Raw genomic sequence first — 26,025 nt, 5'->3', positions numbered from 1 at the left:
GGACCCGTCCGGGAACCCGGTGCCGTCACTCCGCGGGGGAACGCCGGAAAGCGGCTCGGCCCCCGCCCGTCATACGGGCGGGGGCCGAACTCGCCGGTGGCTCCCCATGGATCGCTGCGGACCGCAGAGGCCCGTCAGGGGGCAGGTACCGCCGGGCGTCCTGCGGAGGGCGCCCGGCGGCGCCGCACAGCAAGGGCAACGGAAGCCCCGCGTCCGCCATCCAGGTCAGGCCGGTGTGGCGCAGATCCTGGCGCCGGAGGTACTCGTGACCGAGTTCGGCCACCACGTCGTCCCAGCGGGTCGTGTCCCGCAGCACCGCAGCGGTGAACCGGCTCCGGTGCGGGCCGGTGAACAGCCGCGCCACGGGGGTGTGACGCGCCGCCTCCAGCCGTCCGGCCGCCAGTTCCCGCACGGCGGGGCGCAGTGGCACGACCCGCTGGTGTCTGCCTCTGCAGGCGCGGTCGTCCAGGCCCTCCGGCTCGGACACGGTGTAGCGCTGGACCTGCCAGGTCCAGGTGCTCATATCGATGTCCTGGGCCTGGAGGGCGGACACTTCACTGAAGCGGGTACCGGTCCAGGCGGCGAAGCGGACGATGTCGCCCCACCCCTCATAGCCGTCCGACGACCGCTGGACGAGTGTGGCCGCCAGCCGCTCCAGTGCCTCCGCGTCCGGCAGGGCCAGCGCTCTCGGCGTGGTGCGTTCGCTCTGCGCCCGCTGGTACTCCTGCTGCCAGCCGGCCACCCGGGCCGGATTGGCGTCCAGCACCCCGTCGCGCACGGCCTGTTCCAGGACCCGCACGAGGACGGCAAGGCTGTTCTTCACCGTCGACAGCCCGCATTCGTCGGCGATCCAGCAGTGCAGCGCACGGTTGACGACGCGGCGGGTGACCTTCCGGACGGGGACCTGCCCGATGCTGGGAACGACGCGCAGACGCCACCCGGCCAGGTAGGGGGACATGGTCAGGGGTTCCAGGCCGTGCATCGCTGCCGGCCACCTCCGTTCCCCGTAGTCGGCGAGTGTCATCGTCTGGGTGTCGGTCTCCTGCGGAAACCGCCCCCCGTCGTTATGGTTCATTATCGAATCACCCTTGTCTGCTGAGGAGTTATTCGGTCGGCCGCTACTGATGGCGTGATTCGCTCTTGAGCGTGAAAGCGGCGTCGAGGAATCGTGATGACTTCATGTCTGTGGACGGTGTGGTGAACTGCGGGCCCCGGGGGAGAGCGCTTTGGCGTGCTGTCCGCTGCGGAGGGGAACAACAGCCGGCCAAGGTCAACAAAAGGGCCGGTCTCTCCGGCACGGCCGGGCCGTTCCGGCGCCTCCCATGACTCCGTCACCGATACGGGAGAATGGTGGACGTATCGCCAACTGAGTTATGGCGGCAGGCAGTTGTGCATGCGGTGCGAGGGTCGCCGATGCCGCGGCGACTTCCGGTGTCCGGGCGGCACCGTCCCGATGCCGCCGCCTATTGACGGCACGTCGGTTGCCGCTGCGTTCCACACACAAGAATGACAAGCGGCGAGCTTGTTGCTGCACACGGTTCTCCCGCGCGACCGAGCGGCAGCAGTGAGCAATCAAACGCTTCATCAGTCATGTGTCGAATAAAGGCATCTCCTCAGGCCATTGCGCAAGTTGGTACGAGTTTGTTCTTTTCGCGCTGCTCCGAACGGGTGGCCTTATCGGTTGACTGTTGTAGCCCGGCGAGCCGCGTGGATAACTAGTCGCATCCAACCGGTGGGCCGCCCATCCTCTCCGGGGAGCGGCACCTGGCCTACCCGTTGGCCCGGCTCAGCGCCTGGTTGCGGTCAGACCGAGATGCCGTATGGGCGTCCCCGGTAGAGGGTTTTGGATCCGTCAGCCGGTGCCGATTCGTCGGCACCGGCTGATCGGCCCCCACATTCGGTCAGGGGGCTTCATGCGAACCATTTCCATCATTCGCTGGGTCAACGGTCTACGCGCCTTGACCCCGGGCCTCACCGTGACAGCGCCGGCACCTGCCCGGTCCGGCGGTGACACGACCCTCACGACCCCGGTTCCCGGCGAGGAAGCGACGCTCGCCACCACGGTCGCCATGGCACACGCAGCCGGCAACGGCACGTGGACGCCGGCACCGATCCGCAACTCCCTCCGCAAGGCTCCGTGCGACGGCAAAAGCACGGCTCGCGCAGGACTCCCGGACCGCACCATGACGGTCTCCCCGGCCGAGCTGCCTGCCGCCACCGTCTCCCACGGCCCTGCGACGACCCCCGACTCCACTGCCGCGGCCGGGACTTCCCTGACCCGCGGCTCAGGCCTTGCCGCCGACGACGGCAGCGTTCCGGCTGCCGCCGGCGGCGCCTCCGGTCCGTTCGCCGGCCAGGTCGCCGGTCATGGTGGCCGGCCGGTCGTCTGAGACCGGCCGGCCACCGTTCCGTAACCCCCCGGGCCGAGCGGGCCCGCTTCCCGCAGTCGGCCGGGCCGGCCCCGGTAATCGCCTCCGCCATGACGTGCCCCGGGTTCCCCCGACCGCACATCTGAAGCCTGCCCCCCACAACCCACTGCGACAGAACACCGGAGGACGGCATGCCGAAAAGAAGAATGGTGATCCTCGTCGACGGGCCGGAAGGTACTGCCCTGCCGCAGCATGCGCGCGACAACGCGGGCGATCCGATAAGGCTCCTGCGGGGCAACGGGTACGAGCGTTTCGAATTCTACGGCGAATACGCGGAGTTGGGCGGAGAGCCGGTGCCCGTGTACCGCTGGTGTTACCGCACAAGAATCGCCGAATAGGTGCTGTGCGTCCCGAAGAAGAAAGCGATGTGCAGAGGAGAACGATCATGTTGAACCTGGTGAGGAACGGAGTCCTGTCGTGAACCGAGAAGCTGGTAAGGATGAGAACGGAAGTGACGGCCGGAATGTTGTGGTGACCGGTGTCGGATTCTGTCTGCCCGGTCGCACCGAGCCGGTCTTCACGGCCGACGACATGTGGGACGTCGTCTCCAGCGGCCAATCCTGCCTCAAGCGTGACGAGGTCTACTACGGCTCGGTCGAGCTCACCCAGGAGATGTTCGACGAACGCCTCCCGGACGTCCCGCCGTTCTTCTCCCGGCATTACACCGCGGCACACCGTTTCGGCCTGGTGTCGATGGCGGAGGCCACCACCGATGCCGGGCTGACTTTCTGTGGCGGTGCGCTGCGTGAAGCAGCGATTCTGGTCGGACGCGGGGGTGTGGACTCCAATGTCGAAAGTTATCTTTCGGTGCTGGGCGCCGACCCCGGAAAAACCTCCGCACCGGAAGCCATGGAGTTGTTCGTCGCGGCCGAACAAGCCGTGACACCCTCCGATGTCGCACTCGTGCAGGCGGCGCTGACCCAGTCCAACGGCCCCTGCTACACCGTCTCGTGCGGCTGTGCCTCGTCCGCTGTGCAGATCGGCAACGCCCAGCGGATGATCGCCCACGGCGAGGTCGATGTCGCGGTCGTGACCGGGGTCGACGTCTTCAACGTCCATCTCATCCAGAACATCCAACGGCTGCTGAGCGGGGCACAGCAGACCTACGACGCCCTCCGCACGACCGACATGCCGGAACTGCTGCCGTCCTTCACCTCCCTCATGCGGCCCTACGACCGCCGGGCGGACTGCATCAACCACGGTGAGGGCGCGGCGACGGTGATCATGGAGAGCCGGGAGCACGCCGCCCGGCGCGGTGCCCACGTCTACGGCCAGGTGCTGTCCACCGCCATGACCCGTGACGGGCTGGCCAACCCCCTCGCCTGCGACGACACCGGCGCGGAACTCGTCACCGCCGTCCGCCGCTGCCTCGGCGACCGGTGGCGGATCAGCGATGTGCCGTACGTCCACGGCGGCAGCGACGGCAACGTCGTCGTCACCGCCTTCGAGGCGAACGCCATCAAGGAGCTGTACGGGGCCGACAACGACCTGCTGATGACGTCCCAGGAAGGCTGCTTCGGCCACAACGGCGCCCCGGCCGGCTGCCTGGGCGTCGCCATGACGCTGATGATGATGGAGCGAGGGCAGGTCTGCCCCACCGCCAACTGCGAGCAGCCGGCCGACGGGCTGCCCTTCGACCCGGTCCCCGGCGGGCGGCCCCGGCCGCTCGACTTCGACTACGCGCTGAGCTTCAACTACCAGGTCGGCGGTGTGAAGAACGCCATTCTCCTCGGCAGTCCGGAAGCCGTGTGACCACGGGCAGATCACCTCCCACGTACGGAGCCCCGATGAGCAACGACATGCACGGCCCGACAGCCGAGACATCACCCACCCGACAGACAGAGCAGATCGCCGTGATCGGCATGGGATGCCGCCTCCCCGGCGACACCGATTCGCCCGCGGCCCTGTGGCACCTGCTGGTCGAGGAGCGGGACGCGGTGGGCGAACTGCCCGCGGAGCGCCGGCGCCTCGTCCCCGAGGACTCCCCGGGACCGGGGAGCAGAGCACCGACCCCCCGTCAGGGCGGCTTCCTGCGCGAGGTGACGGGCTTCGACGCCGCCTTCTTCGGCGTCTCGGGCCGCGAGGCCGACGTCCTGGACCCCCAGCACCGCCTGCTGCTGGAAGTCACCTGGGAGGCCCTGGAACACGCCGGCCTGCCACCGGACCGGATGAACGGCACCTCGACGGGCGTCTTCGCCGGGATCAGCTACAGCGACTACATGGACCGCCTGGCCGGCCAGCCGCAGGAACTGGAAGGGTCGATCCTGACCAACGGCCATTGCGTGGCCGCCGGCCGGATCTCCTATCTGCTCGGCCTCCAGGGACCGTGTGTGGCGCTGGACACCGCCTGTTCCTCCTCGCTGGTGGCCGTGCACATGGCACGTCAGGCACTGAGCGCCGGCGAGTGCGACCTCGCGCTCGCCGGCGGTGTCACCCTGAGCTTCCAGCCGCGCGTCACCCGGTCCTTCGCCAGGATGGGCATGCTGTCGGCCGGCGGCCGCTGCCGGACCTTCGACGCCGACGCCGACGGGTTCGTCCGGGGCGAAGGCTGCGGCGTCGTGGTGCTCAAACGTCTCCGCGACGCCGTACGGGACGGTGACCGGGTCCTGGCGGTGCTGCGCGGCTCGGCCACCAACCAGGACGGTTCGTCCGAAGGGCTGGCGGCACCCTCGGTGACCGCGCAGACCGCCCTGTACCTGGAGGCCCTGGGGCAGTCCGGCGTCGATCCGCGGGACGTCGGCATGGTGGAGACCCACGGCACCGGCACCCCGGTGGGCGACCCGATCGAGTTCGCCAGCCTCGCCGAGGTCTACGGCAACGGTCCTGGCCGGTGCGCCCTGACGTCGGTGAAGACCAACGTGGGGCATCTGGAACCGGCCGCCGGAGTCACCGGACTGATCAAGAGCGTGCTGTGCCTGCAACGCGGCACCATCCCGGCGAACCTGCATTTCCGCCGCTGGAACCCGGCCATCTCCGCGGCCGGCACCCGCTTCTTCGTCCCCACCGAGCTGTCCGCCTGGCCCCTGCGGACGCCCACCCGGCTGGCCGCCGTGTCCTCCTTCGGCTTCTCGGGGACCAACGCCCACGTCGTGCTGGAACAGGCCCCGGAACGCCCGGCCGCCCGGCACCAGGGCTCGGGCCGGCCGGCCCAGGGGGCGTCCGAGGTCTTCCTCGTGTCGGCCGGCTCGCCCGACGTCCTGCCGGACGCGGCCACCCGGCTCGCGGACTGGATGGAGGGCGACGGCGCGAACGTGCCGCTGCGCGACCTCGCGCACACCCTGGCACTCCGCCGCTGCGCGGGCCACGGACGGCTGGGCGTGGTCACCTCCACCCGCCGGGAACTCATCGGCTCCCTGCGGTCCTTCGCGGCCGGACAGCGGCACCCGGCGGTCGTGACCGGCGCGGTGGGCGCCGCCGTGGAGCGGCAGCCGGTGTGGGTCTTCTCCGGCCAGGGCTCCCAGTGGCCCGGCATGGGGCGCGGGCTGCTGAAGACCGAACCGGCGTTTCTCGACGCGCTGACCGAGGTCGACGAGCTCATCCGGGCGCAGAGCGAGGTCTCGGTGCTCGACGTGGTGCGGCACGGCCGGCCCGTCCACGGGTGCGGCACGGTGCAGCCGGTCCTGTTCGCCCTCCAGATCGCCCTCGCCGCCACCTGGCGCTCCTACGGCGTCGAACCCGCCGCGGTGATCGGCCATTCCATGGGCGAGGTCGCGGCGGCGGTGGTGGCCGGCGCGCTGACCCTGGCCGACGGGGTCCGGGTGATCTGCCGGCGCTCCGGGCTGCTGAGCGATATCGCCGGCTCCGGCAGCATGCTGAGCGTCGGCCTGGACGCCGCCACGGTGCGGGCGGAACTCGCGGACAGCGCGGCCGACACCGTGTCGGTCGCCGTCCTCTCCGCGCCCGATTCCACCGTTGTGGCCGGACGGACCACGGAGGTGAGCCGGCTGGCCGCCGCCTGGGAGGCCCGGAAGATCCCGGTGTTCCCGATCGCCGTGGACGTCGCCTCGCACTGCCCGCTGGTGGACCCGGTGCTGCCGGCCCTGCGGTCGGCCCTGGCCGGTCTCGACCCCCGGTCGCCCAAGGTGCCGTTCTACTCGACGGTCGTCGACGCCGGTGAGACGCCGGCCTTCGACGCCGACTACTGGTGCGACAACCTGCGCCGCCCGGTGCGCTTCGCCGAGGCGGTCGCGGCCGCCGCGGCCGACCGGCATGTGGTCTATACCGAGGTCTCGCCGCACCCTGTGGTCACCCACTCCGTCGAGCGGAGCCTCGCCGGTCTCGTCGCGGAGCCCGTCGTGCTGCCGACCCTGCGCCGCGAGGAGGACGAGCAGGCCACCTTCCGCACCCAGCTCGCCGCGCTGCACTGCGCCGCGGTGCCGGTGAACTGGCGGCAGCTCTACGGCGAGGGCAGCCTCGTGGACGCCCCCACCGTCACCTTCGACCGCCGCCACCACTGGGCCGACGCCGCCCCGCCCGCGGACGCCGCCGACGTGCCCGGGGCCCCGCTGCCCGGCCACCACACCGAATTCCCCGGCGAACCCGTACGGCACTGCTGGCGCGCCGGCACCGGCACCGAGGCGCTGCCCTGGCTCGGGGACCACCGGGTGCACGGCAACGCGGTCTTCCCCGGCGCGGCGCACTGCGGCCTGGCGCTCTCCGCCGCCTGCGAGGTCTTCGGCGCGGCACCGGACGAGGTGGAGATCACCGACGTCCATTTCCGGCAACTGCTGCGGCTGGGCCCGGACACCGAGGTGTCCACCACCGTCACGATGACGGCACCGGACCGGGCACGGTGCGAGATCCTCGCCCGCAACGAGGACGGCGCGTGGGAGGTGCAGGCCGACGCGGTGCTGCACCGGCTGAGCGTGCGGCCCGAACTGCGGCCGAGATCCGTCGACGCCATGAGCCTGCGCCACCCGGTGTCCCTGGAGCCGGCCGCGCTCTACGACAGCCTGCGCCGGCGCGGCCTGGAGCACGGCCCGGCGTTCACCGGTGTCCTCGAACTGCACACCGGCCGCCACAACGACAGCTTCTGGGCCAAGGTCGGGGTGCCGCCCCAGGCCTGCACCCCGCCGCCCGGTCTGCCGGTCCACCCCGTCCTCCTCGACGTCTGTGCCCAGCTCGCCGTGGCGCCCCTGATCGACGAGGACGACCCGGCACTGGTGCTGCCGGTCAGCATGCAGGCGGTGCGCATCGCCGGCGATCCCGCGAGCGGCGTGTACTGCCACGCGCACGTCAGCGAGATCACCCCGCAGGCCATCGTGGCCAATGTGCGCCTCCTGGACGACAGCGGCGCCGTGGTCCTCGTCGTCAACGGTCTGCGCTTCGCACGGCGGGTCGTGCGCGAGGCCCCGAAGGTCGACGACTGGCTCCTCGACATCGGCTGGCAGTCCGCACCCCGTGCGACCCCGGACGGGGGCCACGCACCGGGCAGCTGGGTCATCGTGGGCGAAGCGGACGGGTCGGCCCAGGCGTTGGCCGCCGCACTACGGGCCCGCTACGCCCGCACGGTGGTCTGGGACCGCCCGCTCGACGACACCTCGCTCGGCGCGTTCCGCGACGCTCTCACCGGACGGCTGGCCGCCACCCTCGAAACCCCGCGCGGGGTGGTGCTGGTGTGCGGCCGCGCCGAGGGCGGGGAGCCGACCGTGCAGTCCTTGTGGCGCACCCGCCGGCTGCTCGGTGCCCTCCAGGCGATCACCGCCACCACCGCGTCGCCCCGCCTGTACGTCGTCACGCGCGGCGCCCGCAGCGTGCTGCCGGACGACGAGGTCGACCTCGGCCAGAGCGCGGTGCGCGGACTGCTGCGGGTCGGCGCGCTCGAACACCCCGAGATCCGGCCGGTGCTGGTGGACGCCGACCCGCACGACGCCGATCCCGAGGAAGTGGCCCTGGAACTGCTCGCGGACACGGACGACGACGAGGTCGCCCTGCGTGCGGGCAGCCGGCACGTCGCCCGCCTGGAACATGCCGTGCCGGACGGCGGGGAGGACCTGGCCGCCACCCCGTGCACGGTGCGCTACGGGGTCGACGGCTTCCGGCTGCGCGCGGGCCGGCTGGGCGACCTGTCGAGCCTGGAGTACGCCGCCACCGGCCGCCGCACGCCGGCCCCCGGTGAGGTCGAGGTGCGGGTCACCGCCACCGGCTTGAACTTCCGCGATGTGCTCACGGCCATGGGCCTGCTCCCCGGCGACACGGACGTCCGCTACCGCATCGGATTCGAATGCTCCGGTGTGGTGAGCGCGGTCGGCGCCGGCGTGGAGCGTCTCCAGGCCGGGGACGAGGTGATCGCCGTCGATCTGCGGGGCGGGGCCTTCGGCTCCTTCCTCACGCTCCCGGCCGGCGCGGTCGCCCCCATCCCGTTCGGCATCGAACCGGTGGCCGCGGCCGGCCTGCCGATCGCGTTCCTGACGGCCTGGTACGCGCTGCGCTCGGTCGCCCGGCTCGCCGCCGGGGAACGCGTGCTGATCCACTCGGCCACCGGCGGTACCGGTCTGGCGGCGATCGCGGTGGCCCGGCTGCTGGGCGCCGAGGTGCTGGCCACGGCCGGCAGCGAGGACAAACGCCGCTTCCTGCGGGGCATGGGCATCCGCCATGTGATGGATTCCCGCACGCTGGAATTCGGCGTACGCACCCGCGAGGCGACGAACGGCGAGGGCGTCGATGTCGTCCTCAACTCCCTGTCCGGAGCGGCCATCCGCACGGGCCTGGAGACGCTGCGCCCCTTCGGCCGGTTCGTGGAGCTGGGGGTGCGCGACATCATGGCGGACGCTCCCCTGGGCATGCTGCCGCTGCGGCACAACGTCACCCTGAGCACCGTCGACCTCATCGAGCTGCACCAGAACCGCCCCGACACCTTCGACTCGGTGTGGAAGGAGGTGCTCGGTGCGTTCGAGGAGGGCCGGCTCAAGCCCCTGCACTGCACGGAGTATCCGCTGCCGCAGGCCACCACGGCCTTCCGCACCATGGCGGCCGCCGACCACATCGGAAAGCTGGTGCTGACCGTGCCCGACGAGGGCGACGCCCCCGCGGTGCTGCCCGAAAGGGACATGCCCGTGGAGGAGGGCGGTGCCTATATCGTCACCGGCGGACTGCGCGGCCTGGGCCTGGCCACCGCGACCTGGCTCGCGGCACACGGCGCCGGCCATGTGGTGCTCAACGGCCGTAGCGCCCCGACCCCCGAGGTCGCCCGGACGCTCGCCACGGTGATCGGCCGGACCACCAAGGTGTCGGTGGTCCTGGGCGACATCGCCGATCCTGATGTCGCCCAGCGGCTGGTGTCCACGGCGGTGACCGAGGGATTCCCGCTGCGCGGGGTGGTGCACTGCGCCATGGTGCTGGACGACGCCGTGATCACCAACGTCAACGACGACCAGCTGGAACGGGTCTGGATGCCCAAGGTCGTCGGCGCCTGGCATCTCCACCACGCCACGGAGGGGCACGCGCTGGACTGGTTCGCGGCGTTCTCCTCGATGGCCTCGCTGCTGGGCAACCCCGGCCAGGGCGCCTATGCGGCGGCGAACTCCTGGCTCGACGGGTTCGCGGCCTGGCGCTCCGGACAGGGGCTGCCCACCGTGGCGGTCAACTGGGGGCCGTGGGGCGAGATCGGGGTCGCCACCGACTTCAGCCGCCGCGGATACCGCACCATTCCCACGGACCACGGCCTGGCGGCGCTGCGGACGCTGCTGGCCCACCGGCGGGTGCAGACCGGGGTGCTCCCCGGCCCGCCGGACACCTGGGTTCCGCCGGCGGGCCGTCACCTCCCGTTCTTCAGCCAGGTGACCGGGGACGCCCCGCAGGAGGCGGCGGCCCCGCCGCGCGAGGACACCGAGGACATCCGTGCCCGGCTCACCGCGCTGCCTCCCGGCCTGGCCAGAAGGGCCGCACTGGAAGAGCATCTGGCGGGGCACGTCCGTGACGTCCTGCGGCTGGGGGAGAGCTCCCTCGACCCGCAGACGCCGTTGAAATCGCTGGGCTTCGACTCCCTGCTGGCCATGGAGCTGCGCGTCCGCATCGACCGCTCCTTCGCCATCTCCCTGCCGAGAAACTTCGTCTGGGAACACCCGACCCTCGCCGCTCTCGCCGTCGGTATCGCCCAGCATCTGGGCCTGGAGCTGACGGCGAGCTGACCTCTCAGGTTCTCGGGGATCGCACACGCCCGGCGGGCTCCCCGGCCCGCCGGGCGTCGCCCTGTCCGCCACCGCCCTCGCCTCTCCCGCAACGGACCCCCACAAGAAAACCGCAGAAAACCTGCGGAAACACGTCGACCACATCCCCCACCCGAATCCCCCGGCATAACAGCGCCCCCTCCCGCGACGCCACGGAAACGGATTCCGTAATTCCGAACCGCCGCCTTTTCTGATAGATTCTTGCCGCGACGCCCTCTCCGGTACTTCTCGCGCATTACCGTCAATTGCCTCGACGGTAATGCGCAACCGTTTTTTTATGGTGATATTATTTCGCGTCGCGATATCCCCCGTCTGCTCCCGTCGCTGCACTGTGCGCCTTCCCGGGCGCACCGGCGAACTGGTTGAATGATGACGGGAAAGCGAGTCGGAAAGCGGCCCGGTACGCACCGGAGGCGCGGCGCACTGCGAAGGCCGCTGCCAGGACAGATCGAGCGATGGCGCTGGCCGTGCTTCATGAGGCAGAAGCGACATCGAAGTCCATGAGGCACGTACGAAAGGGGTAGTCATGTTACCCACCACAAAGCATTCGGCCGAAGTCATGGTGACCGCCCGGCATATCGCGAGCTGGCCTCGGGAAAGAAATTCATTGATTCCCGCCGACTGCTGGCGCTCCGCACCCTGCGTGGTATTTCGTCTGCCGGCCCTGAAACGGGCGGTGCCGGTCTGCCGGAACCTGGTACGTGCCTGGCTCGACGGACAAGGCATCCATGACGACGACACCCGCTATCCGGTGTTGCTCGTCCTGTCGGAACTCTTCAGCAATGCCATCAAGTATTCCGCCGGCAGACGTGTCACCTGCCGGATATGGAAGTCGGAGAGCCTGCTGCATGTCGAGGTGCACGACCGCGGGGGGACCGCGTCGGTGCCTTTGATGCGCCGACCGGGCCAGGCGCAGGAGCACGGCCGCGGACTCGAACTGGTCGCCGAGTCCTCGTCACGATGGGGCCGCAGGATCGAGGCCGACGACAGCTGCACCGTATGGGCAGCGATACCGCTGACAGCCGGCGTGCCGACCAGCATGGCGCCCTAACGCCCACCCCGGGAACCGGCCCCCACCGGACGCCACGGACCCCCAGCCGGGCACTGGCCCCACCGGACGGCACGGACCCCCAGCCGGCGACGCGGCCTTCCGGAGAACCGGGAGCCGCGCCCACCCCGCCCCACCCCACTCCAGCCCACTCCAGCCCACCCCACCCCAAGCGGCCGGACGGATCGCCACCGGCGACCGGTACACCTCCGCCGCTGCACCGCACCCCATCGGGGTGACTCCCTACCGCCGACGGTCGGACAGGCCCCGGCCCCGCACCTCCCCGCGGGACGGAACGAGCCGTCCGGCCGTCGGCACCCGTACGACAGGCATCCCGCCCGCCCGACGACCCGTCCAACGCCTCGCCCGACGACCTGCCCGACGACCCGTCCGACGACCCGTCCGACAACCGTCCGACGCCCCGCCCCACCGGACACCACACGTCACCGGGGCACCCGCACCCCGCTCTCCAGGACCAGAGCGTCGAATTCGCGCACCGGCTGCGCGTCGCTGAAAGGCCGCAGTTCATCCCGGAAGTTCTGTAGGTACCGCTCGCCGAGCGCCGACTTCATCCGGCCCAGCAGCGCCACCGCCTGCACCGCCGCCCGGCATGCCTCCTCGACGTCACCGGCCTGCGCTAACACGGTGGCGAGCAGCAGCAGGTCGATGGCGCGGCGGCGCACCCGGGTCCGCGGATGCCGGGCAAGCGCCTCCTCGGCCCGGCGGGCGGCCGGGCGCGGTTGCTTCAGATCCCGGAAACAGTGGGCCAACTCGTCGGCCAGATAGGCCCGGTCGAAATGTGCGATCCATTCGGGGCTGTCCCCCGGAACGACATGCGCCATGGCGTCCATGGCCTTGTCCGCCAGTATTTTGCACATCCGCGCGTCCCCGAGCATGGCGTACCCGCGGGCCTCGGTCGCGTAGAACATGGCCTGGGCGGCCAGCGGGGCCCGCCCCCGGGTGCCTTCCTGGGCGGCCCGTGCGAGCTGCACGGCTTCCCTGGAGCAGCCGGCGCCGACGGCGAGATGACTCAGACCGGCCGCCAGTACGTAACCGCCGTAACAACGGTCGTCCGCGGCCTGCGCGAGCCGCAGTGCCTGGATGTAGTACCGCTGAGCCAGGCCCGGCTGCCCGGTGTCCAGGGCCGTGTACCCGGCGAACTCCGTCAACCGGGCCGCGGCGGCGAACAGTTGCCGCCCCGTGGTCTCGCCGTAGCTCCCGTCCATCAGCCCGGACAGCACGCTGCTGAGGCACGAGACCACCACCGGCCGTACGTACCCGCTGCCGACGCGGTGGTCGAGTTCGGCCAGCGCCTGGGTGGTCGCCCTGACCAGCTCCACATCGGTCATCCCCACCCGCGGCCCCAGCCGCCAGCTACGCGCCACCTGGGGGTCGGGGGAGCTGATGAGCCAGTCCCTGCTGGGTTCGACCAACGCCGAGGCGGTCATGGCGGAACGGGACAAGAGCCCCCGGGACTCGGCATCCATGTGCCATAGTTCCCGGACCTGTTCCAGCGCGTCCTCCACCGTCGCCGCGAAATGAAGCCCGACCCCGCAGGTCACGCTGTTGCCGTTGGCCATTCCGATCTCTTCTGTCGAGACCGTGCGACCCAGCCTGCCGCTCAGCGCCTCGGCGATGATGGCGGGAACCCGGCCGCGAGGCCGCTGACCACTCAGCCACCGGCTCACGGACGTCTTGTCGTACCGCAGATCGAGGCCCTGCGCCTCCCCCAAGACGTTCACCTGGCGAGCCAGAGCGGAGTTGGACAGCGAGGCTTCCTGGATGAGGGACCGCAGTCGCTGGTTGGTCTGACGCGCGACGAGTGGTCGGGCGGCCATGGGTTCGCCTCCAAGCACATGCCGCCAACGATTCACGTTGGCATATCCAGAGAGAACGGGATGGAACAGTCAATACCCAACAAGCGGGACTGAATCGCGATGACCAAAGTCAAGTAGCCGCCTGGGCGTTGCGCGCAGTAGCGAAGGCGCACCAGGGGGCTCCAGCCGTCCCCCACTTGCGCCCGGCTGCCCCCCGCGCTCCTGCCACCCCCTCCAGCGCCCACCACGCCACACGGCGCACAACCACCGCAGCCGAGCGCCGGGCGTGAGGCCCCGCCCCGCCCACGGCTACCTGCGCCCTCATCCGCCAAACCGCCACCGAACTGCGCACGGCCCGGAGTCCGCTGCCGTCCGCTGTCCGGAGTCCGTTGCTGTCCGCTGCCCGGACTCAGCCGCCTTCTGCCGTCCGCTGTCCGCTGCCCTCCACTGCCCGTCACGGAACTCCGCACACCCCCCTGCCGGGCCATCGCACTTCCGACGTGTGGAAGTCGGGAACCGGAGCGCGTGCGCGGTCTGTGCACCCGTGCCCTCTTGTGCAACTCGTGCGATCGACGCACCGTTTGAGTGGATACTGCTCGGCGCTTCGGCGCTTCGGTGCCTCAAGGGGAGGGCGGTGCGGTGTGGGACCGGTAACTCCGTGGGCGCGTGAGACCTTCGGCGGTCTGGCGGGCCGGCTGGCCGAAGCCATTCCGGCCTGTCTGCTCCAGGCCCACGACAGAGCGCGCCACGGCCATGAAGGCGTCAACACCCAGACGCTGGAGGCCTACGGTCACGGGCTGCACGCGGTGCAGTACGAGGCGCTGACGTCCGGCCTGGCCCCCTTCGAGGGCGCCAGGGCCATCCGGTTACAGGGCCGCACGGTGATGGTCATCGACAACAAGGTCATCTACCCGATCCGGTACGCGAAGAAGGACCTCCCGGTGACCTCGGCGCGCTTGCGCCGGGCCGTCGGCTTCCGCGCGGACCTGATCAGACGCCACGGCCCCGAACCCATGCAGCAGACGCTCGACCTGGGCCTCGAAGAACTCGACGACCCGGAAGTGCATCCCGACGTCGCGCTCCTCCCGCCGGAGTTCCGGTTGATCACGGTCGCGTACGCCTGCTCCATGGAGCGAGGCGTCATGCGCGTGGAATGGGGCGCCGCAGAACTACGCCGCGAGGACCGCTACCTCATCTGGCACCACCACGAACCCCTGCTCCCCCCTGCCGACCCACGCGCCGCATAGGCCCACCGCCCGGGTCGGCACCTTATGCGCGTGCGGGAGCACCTCCCCTGACCAGCAAAAAGACCCTCCCAGTGGGAGGGTCTCCGTCGGCGCCCCCGGCAGGACTCGAACCTGCGGCCAAGTGCTTAGAAGGCACCTGCTCTATCCACTGAGCTACGGGGGCCGGTGTGGGCGTGGATCACGGACCGCGGACAAGGATAGAGGTCCGGGTGCCTCGTCCCGGTTGCTTCACCTCCGTGGCACGTTGTGGAGGTTCGGTGAAGCGGTCCCGATAATCGCAGGCAGGTACGAATCCTGCATCGCTTTTGGCGTCCCGTGCGGCGGGTGTTGTGCACTCGTTATGCCTGCGCCTCGCTTGTCGCGGACGTCTCATGCGTCACTCATCCCGTTCTGTGGGGGTTCTTGCGGCGCGCACAAGGGGTTATACGCTTCAAAAACCCAACGAAATTGGGCATTCTGCACATGTGGCGACCTTGGACGTACGACCCCGGCTGATCGACGCACTGTCCGTTCTGCGCGACCGCGTCGACGCCGCACGCTTTCCACTGCCACTTCGGGGCGCGGCCCGGGCCCGGCGCAACCGGGCCGAGCTGCTCGCCCAGCTCGATGACTATGTGATTCCCCGCCTGCGCTCCCCTCAGGCCCCGCTGCTCGCGGTGATCGGCGGATCGACCGGGGCGGGCAAGTCCACCTTGGTGAATTCGCTGGTGGGGCGGCGGGTCTCGGAGGCGGGGGTGTTGCGTCCGACGACGCGCACACCGGTGCTGGTCTGCCATCCCGACGATCTCCATTGGTTCGCCGGACCACGGGTCCTGCCGCAGCTCGCCCGGGTCTGGGTCCCTGAGCAGGACGACGGCGGGGAGAGCGAGTACGCGGCGGGTGACGGGCTGGGCCGGAGCGAGTACGGAGTGCATGGCGGGGGTGGGGGAGCTGGCGGGCATGGCGGCCGGATGGGTCATGGGCCCCGTATGGCACATGGGTTCGATGGGGGGCATGGGTCGGAGCCGGGGCAGGAGGCGCATGGGGGTGGAGAGCTGGGCGGCGCGTATGGCTATGGCTATGAGGGGGGAGAGCGGGCGGGTGGTGGCGGTGCGGTCGGTGGGGGGTATGGGGCGGGTGACGGTGAGGCGTATGACGGTGCGGGGGTTGGCGCCGGTGGCGTCGGTCTGAATGGGCGCGCGGGCGTGGGCGCGGCGGGGGGCGGCGGTGATCCCGGGATGCTCACGGTGCGGATCGAGACGGACCGGGCGCTGCCCAGCGGACTGGCGTTGCTGGACGCCCCGGACATCGATTCGCTGGTCGCGCGGAACCGGGAGCTGGCCGCGGAGCTGATCTGCGCCGCGGATGTATGGGTGCTGGTCACGACGGCCGCCCGGTACGCGGACGCGGTGCCCTGGCATCTGCTGCGTACGGCCAAGGAGTACGACGTCACGCTGGTGACCGTGCTGGACCGGGTGCCGCATCAGATCGCCACGGACATTTCCGGGCGGTACGCGGAACTTCTCCAGCGGGCCGGCCTCGGCCACGTCCCGCGGTTCACCATTCCCGAGCTGCCCGAGTCGGCCGGTGGCGGGAGCGGTCTGCTGCCCGCCACGGCCGTGGCGGCGTTGCGGGACTGGCTGGAGCGGCATGCCCAGGACCCCGTCGCACGCACCGCCGCAGCGGCCCGTACGGCCGCCGGGGTGATCGCGTCGCTGCGCAGCCGGCTGCCCGCGCTGGCCGGGGCCGCGGCCGCCCAGCATGCCGCGGCGCTGCGGCTGGCGGGCCGGATGGAGGAGGCGTACGAGCGGGCCGCTGAGCGGGTACGGCAGGAGGTCGCGGCCGGTGAGGTGCTCTCCGGCGACGCCCGCGCCCACTGGCGTGACCATGGGCTCGACGGCCGGTCGGACGAGCTGCTCGACGCGCTGACCCATGGGCTCACCTCGCTGCTGACCTGCGCCGTGCAGGAGGCCGACGAGCGGGCCGCGGAGGCCTGGCGGCGCGATCCCGCGGCGGCCGAGGTCTCGCTGTCGGCCGCCGCGGGTGCCGCGGGTGCGGGCGGGCGGCTCGGCGTGATCGTCCGGCGCTGGCGGCGCTGTCTGGAGGAGCTGGCCGAGGAGGAGACCCGTGAGGCGCGTGCGGGGCAGGCCGGTGAACGGGTGGGGTCGGTGGAGCCGGAGGAGTCGGCGGCGCTGTTGGCCACGGCCCTGCTCGGCGGACGCCGCGCCCGTACGGCGGGTGAGAATCTCGCCGACCTCCTGGGGGCCCAGACCGCGCTGCGGCTCTGCGACCGGGGCGCCCGGCTGCTCGCCACGTACCTGGAGCGCGCCCTCGACGGTGAGCGCGAACGGCGGCTGGCCCCCCTGGACCAGCTGACCGTGCCACTGGACCAGCAGGCGGAGCTGATTGCCGCGCTGTCCGTACTGCAGAGGGAGAGGCAGGGGGGCACGGAGGGGCAGACGGGCACGGGGAAGCAGGCAGGGACGGAGAGGCAGACGGGCACGGGGAAGCAGGCAGGGACGGAGAGGCAGACGGGGACGGAGAGGCAGGCAGGGACGGAGAAGCGGAAGCGGATGCGGAGCGAGGAGGAGAGGGAGATGGCGATGGAGAAGGAGGAGGTGTCGGGGTGAGTGTTTCTGAGGCGGCGGCTGGTTCCGGAGAGAGCGTGGGGCAGGGGCAGGGGCAGGGGCAGGGGACGGGGGAGGGGGAGATCGGCGAGGGGTCGGTGGAGTGGGTGACCTCGGTGGAGTGCGCGGCGCCGGGGGAGTCTGACGTGCCAGGGCAGGGCGTGGCGCCGGTGGGGTCCGTAGGGACTGTGCGGGTCGAAGGGGGCGGCGAGCCCGTGGAGGGGGGAGGCGGGCGTGGGGGCGGTGTCGGTTGGACGGGTGGCGGTGGCGGGTGGGGCGTGGGATGACGGGTTGATTGCGCGGCGGGCACGGGATGTGGGCGTGCCCAGGCCGGCGGTGCGGCAGGCGGGGAACGGGGAGCGGGTGGAGACGCCTGGTGGGTCTGGTCGGGCTGATGGGGCTGCTGGGTCTGGTGGGTCTGGTGTGGTGTCGCGGGGTGGGGCCTACGCCGCGACAGGCATGCGGGCGTATGGCGCGGCACGTGCCGCGTCGCGTGGTGAGGGAATGGTTCAGCCGCGTTCGCCGGGCGTGGAGGGCGGGAGCGGGGGCGGGTACCGCTGGGTGGCGGACGGGGGGCGGCGGGGCGCGGCAGGTGGGCTGCGCGGGCGGCTGGATGCGTTGCGGGAGTTGATCGCACTGTCCCGGACCCGGCTGGACGGGCGGACGCTGGAGGGGGCGGGGCGGGTACTGGAGACGGCGGACGAGCGCTACCGGCTGTCCGGTGAGCACACCGTCGTCGCCATTGCAGGGGCGACCGGCAGTGGTAAGTCCTCGCTGTTCAACGCGCTGGCCGGGGCGAACCGTTCGCAGGTCGGGCCGCGGCGGCCGACGACCGCGGAGCCGGTGGCCTGTGTCTGGCCGGGCAGCCGGCCGGGCGCGGAGGGGCTGCTGCACCGGCTGGGCGTGCCCGCGCACCGGCGGCACACTCCGGCGGACGGCAGCTCCGAGCTGCACGGACTCATCCTGATCGACCTGCCCGACCACGACTCCTCGGCCACCGAGCACCGTGCCCAGGTGGACCGGATGCTGGAGCTGGTGGACGCGGTGATCTGGGTGGTGGATCCGGAGAAGTACGCGGACGCGGTGCTGCACGAGCGGTATCTGCGGCCGCTGGCGGGCTACGCCGAGGTCATGTTCGTCGTCCTCAACCAGGTGGACCGGCTGCCCGGGGACGCCGCCGACCAGGTGGTGGACGATCTGCGCCGGCTGCTGGACGAGGACGGGCTCGCGCTCGGCGAGCACGGCGAGCCCGGGGCGGCGGTGCTCGCGCTGTCCGCCGCGACCGGCCGGGGTGTGGGGGAACTACGGGAAGCGCTCGGTCAGTTCGTGGCGGAGCGGGGTGCCGCGGACCGTCGGCTGGCGGCGGATGTGGATGCGGCGGCCGAGCGGTTGCGGTCGGTGTATGTGGCACAGAGCCAGGTGGGGCTGACCGAACGGGCTCGGGCGGAGTTCGACGACCGGCTGGCGGAGGCGGTCGGGGCGGTGGCCACCGGGCGTGCGGCGGAACGGGATTGGCTGCGGTATGCGGAGCGTGCGTGCGGGTCACCGTGGGCGCGGATGCGGGGAAGGCGGGGGAGCCGGTGGGGGACCGGCGACTCCGGGGCGGGGGCGACGGGCGTGGGCGCGTTCACCGGTGACGGTGGGCCGACAGGCACAGGCCCTACCGATGAGGGGCGAGCCGGTGCGCCGCGGGCCCGTACGGGGCGGACGGGAGCAGGGCGGGGCGACGGCGGAGGGGCGGCCGTGGGCCAGACCTGCGGGGGACGCAACGACGCGGGACGCACCGAAGTGAGGCGCAAAGAAGCAAGGCGCCATGAAGTGGGGCGCCATGAAGTGGGGCGCGGCGAAGTGGGGAGGACCGGTGCCGGGGTGACCGGTGCCGGGCGGGCCGGTTCAGGGCAGAGCGGTGGCGGTCGGGCCGTCCCTCGGCGGAACGGTGTGCGGCGGAGCGTGGTGGGTCGGCAGGGGATGTCCGGGCATCTGCCGTCGGCCGGGGCGGCGGCCGGTGGTGGGGGTGAGCCGGCGGTGGACGGCCGGGCGGCGGCCCGGCCGGTAGTGGAACAGGCCGTACGCACAGTGGCCGGTGAGGCGTCGCATGGCTTGCCGGCGCCGTGGGCCCAGGCGGTGCGGGAGGCGGCGGACCGGGGCGCCTACGGGCTGCCGGAGGCGTTGGACAGGGTCGCGGCGGATGCGGAGGAGTCGCTGCGCGGTGGGCCGGCCGTGAAACCGCGGTGGTGGACGGTCGCCGCCTCGCTTCAGGGGCTGCTGACCGTCCTCCAAGTCGTCGGCCTGCTGTGGCTGCTGGGAGCGGTCACGGGTGTGGGGGAGGGGACGGCCTGGGTCTCCGGGCTGCTGCCCGCGCTTGTCGGTTCGGTGGGCGGGCCGACGCTGGCGTGGATGTGCCGGGTGGTGGCACGCGGCCCCGCCAGGCGCTACGGGCAGGACGCCGAGCGACGGCTGCGGAGTGCGGCGGCCGGGTGCGGGCGGGCACGTGTGCTGGAGCCGGTCGCCGCCGAGCTGTTGCGCTATCGCGAGGTACGGGAGCAGTACGCGGTGGCGTCGGGGGCCTGACGGCGGGTGCCTGGCGTCGGGTGCTTGACGGTAGGCGCTCGACGGCGGGTGCTCGACGGTGGGGTGTGGCGGCGGGCATGTGACGGCGGGTTCCCTCTCCCGGGTGGCCGAGTTGTCCACAGCCGGCCACCCGTCCACAGGCCGCCGCGACGCCCGCCGGATCCGTGCAGCATGAGATCCACGCAGCGCGAGCGGCAGACGAGGGGAGCGAGCGCATGACGCGGGGGAGGCGTGTTCCGTGAACGACACGATGGTGACGCTGGTGGGCAATGCCGCGACGGCGGTGGAGCACCGGCAGACGACGGCGGGCGTGACGGTGGCGAGGTTCCGGCTGGCGGCGACGTCCCGCCGGTGGGACAAGGCACAGGAGCGTTGGACCGATGGGGGGACGAGCTTCTATACGGTCCGGTCGTGGCGCGCGCTCGCCGACAATGTCGCGGCGTCGGTGGCGGTGGGTGAACCACTCGTCGTCCAGGGACGCTTACGGCTACGGGAAGGGGAGCAGCCACCCGAGCGGGGCGGGCAGCGCTGGTTCTCGGCGGAGGTCGACGCCGTGGCGATCGGTCACGATCTCGCGCGCGGCACCTCCGCGTTCCGGAGAGTCACCCGGGCGGCGCGTACGGAGGCGGACCCCGCACCGTCGCCGTCACCACAGCCCTCACCACGATCGCCACACGCGACCTCGCAAGGAGACGCGGCCTCGGAACAACACTCGATCTCGCCACGAGACGCGGCCTCGGAACAACACGCGACCTCGCCACGACACGAGACCTCGGAACAACAGGGGACTTCGGAACGACACGAGACCTCGGAACGACAGGGGACTTCGGAACGACACGAGACCTCGGAACAACAGGGGACTTCGGAACGACACGAGACCTCGGAACGACATGAGGCCGGGGAACAACATGAGGCCGGGGGCGAGAGGTTGCCGGGCGGCACGGCGCCGGCCCTCGGCAGGACCGTCGGCAAGGCGCAGGTCAAAAGACGGTCCCGTGCCAGGACTTCGACGGCCCGGGAGGCTCGGGAAGCCCCCGTCACGGCAGCCTCATGGGCAACCCATTCGTCCCAGAAGGCCGCAGTGCCCTGAATAGTCCTGGGGATTTGTCGATAATGCCAGGTCAGGGTGCCCGTTGTCGGTAACGATTGCGATTCGGATCGCTTATGGGATGCCATTACTGGGGACCCTGATGCACCTGCTCCATAAGATCCGACAAGTACTCACGGGGGCTGACGTGTTCGGCTGTTGAGTTCTTTGGGATCTTTCCGGCGAGGCATCCTCTCCCACTCGACCGCCTCGCCCAGAGGGGAAATTCATGCTTTCGATGAAGAGGCGGGGCGCAGCCCGCCTTGCCGCCGCGGTCGTGGCCTCGGGCCTCGTCGCGGCGGGTGCGATAGCCACCGCGGGGACTGCCGCGGCGGACGAGACGACCCCCACCCACGGGGGTGCCACCGCCACGCTCGGCGGTCTGAAGACCTTCGACCAGGCGGTCGTGCACAACGACGGAGGGGACCAGCGCGTAGGCGCCGGCCTCTTCGAGATGGCGGTCGACAACGGCGGCACGCTCCAGACGTACTGCATCGACATCCATAACCCGACGCAGCAGCAGGCGAAGTACCAGGAAGTGCCCTGGAGCGCCTCGTCGCTGCACAACAACGGGGATGCGGGCAAGATCCGCTGGATTCTGCAGAACTCGTACCCGCAGGTGAACGACCTGGCCGCGCTCGCCTCCAAGGCCGGCGCCGGGAACCTCACCGAGAAGACCGCCGCGGCCGGCACCCAGGTCGCGATCTGGCGCTTCTCCGACCACGCCAAGGTGGACGCGGTCGACCCGGCGGCCGAGAAGCTCGCCGACTACCTCGAGAAGAGCGCGCAGAACGTCGGCGAGCCCACGGCGTCCCTGACGCTGGACCCGCCGGCCGTCTCCGGCAAGTCCGGCGGCAAGCTCGGCCCGGTCACCGTGCACACCAACGCCGACAGCGTGACGATCGCCCCCGGCGCCGGTGCGGCGCCCGGTGTGAAGGTCGTCGGCAAGGACGGCAAGGCGCTCACCAGCGCCGCCGACGGCACCCAGCTGTTCTTCGACGTGCCGAAGGGCGCCGCCGACGGCAGCACCTCGCTGACCGCGCAGGCCGCTACCAAGGTCCCGGTCGGCCGTGCCTTCACCGGCATCGGTGTGCACGCCAAGAGCCAGACCCAGATCCTGGCCGGCTCCAGCGAGTCCACGGTCTCCGCGGCCGCCACGGCCTCCTGGAAGAAGCAGGGCGCGATTCCGGCGATCACCGCCGAGAAGAACTGCGCCAAGGGCGGCGTGGATGTCACGGCGACCAACAAGGGCGATGAGGCCTTCCGCTTCCAGCTCTCCGGCAAGGACTTCGAGATCGCCCCGGGCAAGTCGCAGACCGTGACCGTCCCGGTGGCCGAGGACCAGCCGTACAACATCACCATCAAGGGTGAGGGCGGCTTCAAGAAGTCCTTCTCCGGCGTCCTGGACTGCAAGACCGCCGGCAGCGGCGGCGGCAAGCCCTCCACCCAGCCCAGCCCGGCCTCGGTCGGTGGCAGCACGGGCGGCAGCGCGGGCGGCGACAAGGGCGGCGACCTCGCCGAGACCGGTTCCAGCAACGCCACCCCGATGATCGCGGGCATCGCGGTCGTCCTCGTCGTGGTCGGCGGCGCCTCGGTGTTCTTCCTCCGTAAGAAGAAGACCGGCACCCCCGCTCAGTGACACGCGGCGCCCGGTGAGATCCGGCGTCCGGTGATACGGCCGGTGCCGGTGAGACTCGGCGCACAGTGACAATCGGCGGCCGTCCGGTGACCTCACGGTGACCGGACGGCCGCCGATCGAGCAACCCAAGGCCCCGGAGCGCAGCGGCGCTCCGGGGCCGCTGGCGTCCGCCGTCCCGGTACCCGTTCCTTCCGGTGGGGAGGAAGTGCGGCCCCCCGGTTCTTTCCTGCGGGGAAGTACGGCCCCCGTTCCTTCCCGCGGGGAAGTGCGGACCAGGGCGGACGCGCGGCAAGAAGAAGCAAGAAGCAGCAAGAAGTGAAAGGCCGCTCGACAGCGACCAACGCTGACAGAGGGCAACCAAGCGGACACCGCGCCGCGCCAGGTCGCGCTGAGCAGGGGTGCTCTGACCTACTCGTTTCCGCCAGAGCGCAGGCGTACGGCAAGATGGGGTGTATCTGCCCTCCCTCGGACGCGTCGCACGATGGCCCTGGGGCGGTGCCGCACAGACCCTGATCGATCCAATCTGCCGGACGGTTTCTCTTGGCTGAGTACATCTACACGATGCGCAAGGCGCGCAAGGCGCACGGCGACAAGGTCATCCTCGATGACGTGACGCTGAGCTTCCTGCCCGGCGCAAAGATCGGTGTCGTGGGTCCCAACGGCGCCGGTAAGTCCACGGTGCTGAAGATCATGGCCGGTCTCGAGCAGCCGTCGAACGGTGACGCTTTCATCTCCCCCGGCTACACCGTCGGCATGCTCCTCCAGGAGCCGCCGCTGGACGAGTCCAAGACCGTGCTGCAGAACGTGCAGGACGGCGCCGCCGAGATCATGGGCAAGCTCCACCGCTTCAACGAGGTCGCCGAGCTCATGGCGACCGACTACTCCGACGCGCTGATGGAGGAGATGGGCAAGCTCCAGGAGGACCTCGACCACGCCAACGCGTGGGACCTGGACACCCAGCTGGAGCAGGCCATGGACGCGCTGGGCTGCCCGCCCGGCGACTGGCCGGTCACCACGCTCTCCGGTGGTGAGCGCCGTCGCGTCGCGCTGTGCAAGCTGCTGCTGGAGGCCCCCGACCTGCTGCTCCTCGACGAGCCCACCAACCACCTGGACGCCGAGTCCGTGCAGTGGCTGGAGCAGCACCTCGCGAAGTACCCCGGCACCGTCGTCGCCGTCACCCACGACCGGTACTTCCTCGACCACGTCGCCCAGTGGATCTGTGAGGTCGACCGCGGCCGCCTGCACGGCTACGAGGGCAACTACTCCAAGTATCTCGAGACCAAGCAGACCCGTCTCAAGGTCGAGGGCCAGAAGGACGCCAAGCGTGCGAAGCGTCTGAAGGAAGAGCTGGAGTGGGTGCGCTCCAACGCCAAGGGGCGGCAGGCCAAGTCCAAGTCGCGACTGGCCCGTTACGAGGAAATGGCCGCCGAGGCCGACAAGATGCGGAAGCTGGACTTCGAGGAGATCCAGATCCCGCCGGGCCCGCGTCTGGGCAATGTCGTCGTCGAGGTCGACAAGCTCAACAAGGCCTTCGGCGAGAAGGTCCTGATCGAGGACCTGAGCTTCACGCTGCCGCGTAACGGCATCGTCGGCATCATCGGTCCGAACGGCGCCGGCAAGACCACGCTGTTCAAGATGCTCCAGGGTCTGGAGACCCCGGACTCCGGCGACATCAAGGTCGGCGAGACCGTCAAGATCTCCTACGTCGACCAGAGCCGCGAGAACATCGACCCCAAGAAGACCCTGTGGGCCGTGGTCTCCGACGAGCTGGACTACATCAACGTCGGCCAGGTCGAGATGCCCTCGCGCGCCTACGTCTCCGCGTTCGGCTTCAAGGGCCCGGACCAGCAGAAGCCAGCCGGTGTGCTCTCCGGTGGTGAGCGCAACCGCCTCAACCTGGCGCTCACCCTCAAGCAGGGCGGCAACCTGCTGCTCCTCGACGAGCCGACCAACGACCTCGACGTCGAGACCCTGTCCTCGCTGGAGAACGCGCTCCTGGAGTTCCCGGGCTGCGCCGTGGTCGTCTCCCACGACCGCTGGTTCCTCGACCGCGTCGCCACGCACATCCTGGCGTACGAGGGCGAATCCAGGTGGTTCTGGTTCGAGGGCAACTTCGAGTCGTACGAGAAGAACAAGATCGAGCGCCTCGGTGCGGACGCGGCCCGCCCGCACCGCGCCACGTACAAGAAGCTGACCCGGGGCTGACCGGCGTGCGTCACCTCTACTCCTGCCCCCTGCGCTGGTCGGACATGGACGCGTTCGGCCATGTCAACAACGCGGTGTTCGTCCGCTACCTCGAAGAGGCGCGGATCGACTTCATGCGCCGGCTGGCGCCGGGGGACGGCAGCCCGTCGTTCACGGGCGGCTCGGTCGTCGCCCGGCACGAGATCGACTATGTGCGGCCGTTGGTGCACCGGCCCGAACCGGTGACCGTCGAGTTGTGGGTGACGAAGATCAGCGCGGCGTCGATGACGGTCGGCTACGAGGTCAAGGACGAGGACACCCTCTACCTGCGGGCCTCGACCGTCGTCGTCCCGTTCAACTTCGCCGAGGAGCGCCCCCGCCGCATCACCGCGGAGGAGAAGGCGATCCTCAAGGAGTATCTGGACGACGCGTCGCACCAGGAGGGGGCCGTCGCGGTATGACGGCGCTGCACCTGGCCGACGCGGGGGAGGCGGCGGATCTCGCCGCCTTCCTCGCCCGGCTGATCCACTACGACAAGGCCGCCGCCGTACGCCTCCAGGCCGGCGGCGGGGTGCTCGCCGTCTTCGGCCGCCCGCCGTCCTTCGAGGTGCTGGCGATCCGCACCGCCCGGCTCGCCGGTGACAGCACCCTGGACGCCACCGTCTCGGCCGGTGAACTCCTCGACGGCATCGAGGAGTCGGCGAACGTGCTGACCGTGCCCGACGCGGTCACCGGCCCGCCGTGGACCGGACTGCTGCCGCCGCGCGGCGGCTGGCAACGGGTGCCGGGACTCCCCGCGCCCGAGGCGCTGGTGCGTGCGGTGGCCGCCGCGGTCGCCGAATTCCGCGCCCGGGACGAGCAGTTGCCGCCGCAGCACCGCACCCGCAGCGAACGGGACCGTATCGGCCGGGAGATCTGGTCGCGCACCCTCGGCGACACCCACCTTCCGCTGCGCGCCGCCCATGCCGCGCAGGCGCTGGGCTTTCTGCGGCCGGCGCGGGCCGGTGCGCTCGTGGAGGGCGGCGCCTCGTCCGGAGCCGCTGCGCCGCGGCCCCAGCCGCTGAGTCTGCTGTCCGCGGGCGGCTGGCTGCGGCTGAGCACCCCGTACGGGTCGATCGCCGTACGGACCGGCGGCCCGGCAGGGCTGACCGGGCTGTCGGGGCTCACGGTGACACCGGCCTGACGGGGCGATTGCCGTAGGGCGATTGCTGTAGGGCGTGGTGCGTGGT

15 protein-coding genes and 1 tRNA gene are annotated in these 26,025 nt (G+C 71.1%); 13 read left to right on the top strand and 3 right to left on the bottom strand.

The features are described 5' to 3' along the window. Positions 1–25: 25 nt before the first annotated feature. Positions 26–1,075, bottom strand: a complete 1,050-nt coding sequence (locus K7C20_RS13030; protein WP_030082259.1) for a tyrosine-type recombinase/integrase — start codon at positions 1,073–1,075, stop codon at positions 26–28. Between the two features lie 838 nt (positions 1,076–1,913). Between K7C20_RS13030 and K7C20_RS13025 the strand changes: the two genes are divergently transcribed. The 5 genes from K7C20_RS13025 (at position 1,914) to K7C20_RS13005 (ending at position 11,648) form a co-directional block, all read left to right on the top strand. Next, entirely contained in the window at positions 1,914–2,390 is a 477-nt protein-coding gene (locus K7C20_RS13025; RefSeq protein WP_150127338.1) for a hypothetical protein, read from the top strand. Positions 2,391–2,575: 185 nt separating this feature from the next. After that, complete coding sequence (locus tag K7C20_RS13020) at positions 2,576–2,767, top strand: DUF5988 family protein (RefSeq protein WP_030082257.1); 192 nt, start codon at positions 2,576–2,578, stop codon at positions 2,765–2,767. 130 nt (positions 2,768–2,897) lie between these two features. Continuing rightward, positions 2,898–4,181 carry a beta-ketoacyl synthase N-terminal-like domain-containing protein gene (locus K7C20_RS13015; protein ID WP_245171825.1) on the top strand — a complete coding sequence of 428 codons (1,284 nt, stop codon included), beginning with the start codon at positions 2,898–2,900 and terminating at the stop codon, positions 4,179–4,181. Between the two features lie 35 nt (positions 4,182–4,216). Continuing rightward, on the top strand, positions 4,217–10,558 hold the full coding sequence (locus K7C20_RS13010) for a type I polyketide synthase (RefSeq protein WP_078953583.1): 6,342 nt from the start codon (positions 4,217–4,219) through the stop codon (positions 10,556–10,558). Between the two features lie 565 nt (positions 10,559–11,123). Continuing rightward, on the top strand, positions 11,124–11,648 hold the full coding sequence (locus K7C20_RS13005) for an ATP-binding protein (RefSeq protein WP_246655300.1): 525 nt from the start codon (positions 11,124–11,126) through the stop codon (positions 11,646–11,648). Between the two features lie 440 nt (positions 11,649–12,088). On the opposite strand, the gene K7C20_RS13000 is transcribed toward K7C20_RS13005, so the two are convergent. Further along, on the bottom strand, positions 12,089–13,483 hold the full coding sequence (locus tag K7C20_RS13000) for a hypothetical protein (protein WP_030082243.1): 1,395 nt from the start codon (positions 13,481–13,483) through the stop codon (positions 12,089–12,091). A 620-nt stretch (positions 13,484–14,103) separates the two neighbouring features. Between K7C20_RS13000 and K7C20_RS12995 the strand changes: the two genes are divergently transcribed. Next, positions 14,104–14,709 (top strand): hypothetical protein, encoded by a 606-nt coding sequence (locus tag K7C20_RS12995; RefSeq protein ID WP_030082241.1) that lies wholly within the window; start codon positions 14,104–14,106, stop codon positions 14,707–14,709. Positions 14,710–14,799: 90 nt separating this feature from the next. On the opposite strand, the gene K7C20_RS12990 is transcribed toward K7C20_RS12995, so the two are convergent. Then, positions 14,800–14,872, bottom strand: a tRNA-Arg gene (locus tag K7C20_RS12990). A gap of 301 nt (positions 14,873–15,173) precedes the next feature. Here K7C20_RS12990 and K7C20_RS38190 point away from each other — a divergent pair. From K7C20_RS38190 to K7C20_RS12955, 7 genes are all read left to right on the top strand, one after another. Beyond that, a complete protein-coding gene (locus K7C20_RS38190; protein WP_246655299.1) occupies positions 15,174–17,318 on the top strand; it encodes a GTPase domain-containing protein in 2,145 nt (714 codons plus the stop codon). 501 nt (positions 17,319–17,819) lie between these two features. After that, positions 17,820–19,886, top strand: coding sequence for a YfjP family GTPase (locus K7C20_RS12980; protein WP_222892588.1), 2,067 nt, complete (start codon positions 17,820–17,822; stop codon positions 19,884–19,886). A 250-nt stretch (positions 19,887–20,136) separates the two neighbouring features. Further along, complete coding sequence (locus K7C20_RS39450; protein WP_409351345.1) at positions 20,137–20,976, top strand: single-stranded DNA-binding protein; 840 nt, start codon at positions 20,137–20,139, stop codon at positions 20,974–20,976. 226 nt (positions 20,977–21,202) lie between these two features. Further along, positions 21,203–22,612, top strand: coding sequence for a Cys-Gln thioester bond-forming surface protein (locus K7C20_RS12970; RefSeq protein WP_078952993.1), 1,410 nt, complete (start codon positions 21,203–21,205; stop codon positions 22,610–22,612). A 540-nt stretch (positions 22,613–23,152) separates the two neighbouring features. Further along, positions 23,153–24,817: an energy-dependent translational throttle protein EttA gene (gene ettA / locus K7C20_RS12965; RefSeq protein ID WP_030082231.1), complete on the top strand. Its 1,665-nt coding sequence runs from the start codon at positions 23,153–23,155 to the stop codon at positions 24,815–24,817. Positions 24,818–24,822: 5 nt separating this feature from the next. Further along, positions 24,823–25,257, top strand: a complete 435-nt coding sequence (locus tag K7C20_RS12960) for an acyl-CoA thioesterase (RefSeq protein WP_030082229.1) — start codon at positions 24,823–24,825, stop codon at positions 25,255–25,257. Next, complete coding sequence (locus K7C20_RS12955; protein WP_053208815.1) at positions 25,254–25,979, top strand: hypothetical protein; 726 nt, start codon at positions 25,254–25,256, stop codon at positions 25,977–25,979. The genes K7C20_RS12960 and K7C20_RS12955 overlap by 4 nt, the downstream gene beginning before the upstream one ends. The last annotated feature ends 46 nt before the right edge of the window (positions 25,980–26,025 follow it).

It is taken from the genome of Streptomyces decoyicus, from assembly GCF_019880305.1.
Taxonomy (GTDB): Bacteria; Actinomycetota; Actinomycetes; order Streptomycetales; family Streptomycetaceae; genus Streptomyces; species Streptomyces decoyicus.
Note: the sequence above shows the minus strand (reverse complement) of the source record. Positions and strands in the feature narration are given on the sequence as shown.

Bases quoted from the DNA above. Each gene is read 5' to 3' on its own strand.
- K7C20_RS13000 (WP_030082243.1), bottom strand. From the start codon at position 13,483: ATGGCCGCCCGACCACTCGTCGCGCGTCAGACCAACCAGCGACTGCGG.
- K7C20_RS13025 (WP_150127338.1), top strand. From the start codon at position 1,914: ATGCGAACCATTTCCATCATTCGCTGGGTCAACGGTCTACGCGCCTTG.
- K7C20_RS12970 (WP_078952993.1), top strand. From the start codon at position 21,203: ATGCTTTCGATGAAGAGGCGGGGCGCAGCCCGCCTTGCCGCCGCGGTC.
- K7C20_RS39450 (WP_409351345.1), top strand. From the start codon at position 20,137: ATGGTGACGCTGGTGGGCAATGCCGCGACGGCGGTGGAGCACCGGCAG.
- K7C20_RS13020 (WP_030082257.1), top strand. From the start codon at position 2,576: ATGGTGATCCTCGTCGACGGGCCGGAAGGTACTGCCCTGCCGCAGCAT.
- K7C20_RS13010 (WP_078953583.1), top strand. From the start codon at position 4,217: ATGAGCAACGACATGCACGGCCCGACAGCCGAGACATCACCCACCCGA.
- K7C20_RS13005 (WP_246655300.1), top strand. From the start codon at position 11,124: ATGTTACCCACCACAAAGCATTCGGCCGAAGTCATGGTGACCGCCCGG.
- K7C20_RS13030 (WP_030082259.1), bottom strand. From the start codon at position 1,075: ATGAACCATAACGACGGGGGGCGGTTTCCGCAGGAGACCGACACCCAG.
- K7C20_RS12955 (WP_053208815.1), top strand. From the start codon at position 25,254: ATGACGGCGCTGCACCTGGCCGACGCGGGGGAGGCGGCGGATCTCGCC.
- K7C20_RS12980 (WP_222892588.1), top strand. From the start codon at position 17,820: ATGGTTCAGCCGCGTTCGCCGGGCGTGGAGGGCGGGAGCGGGGGCGGG.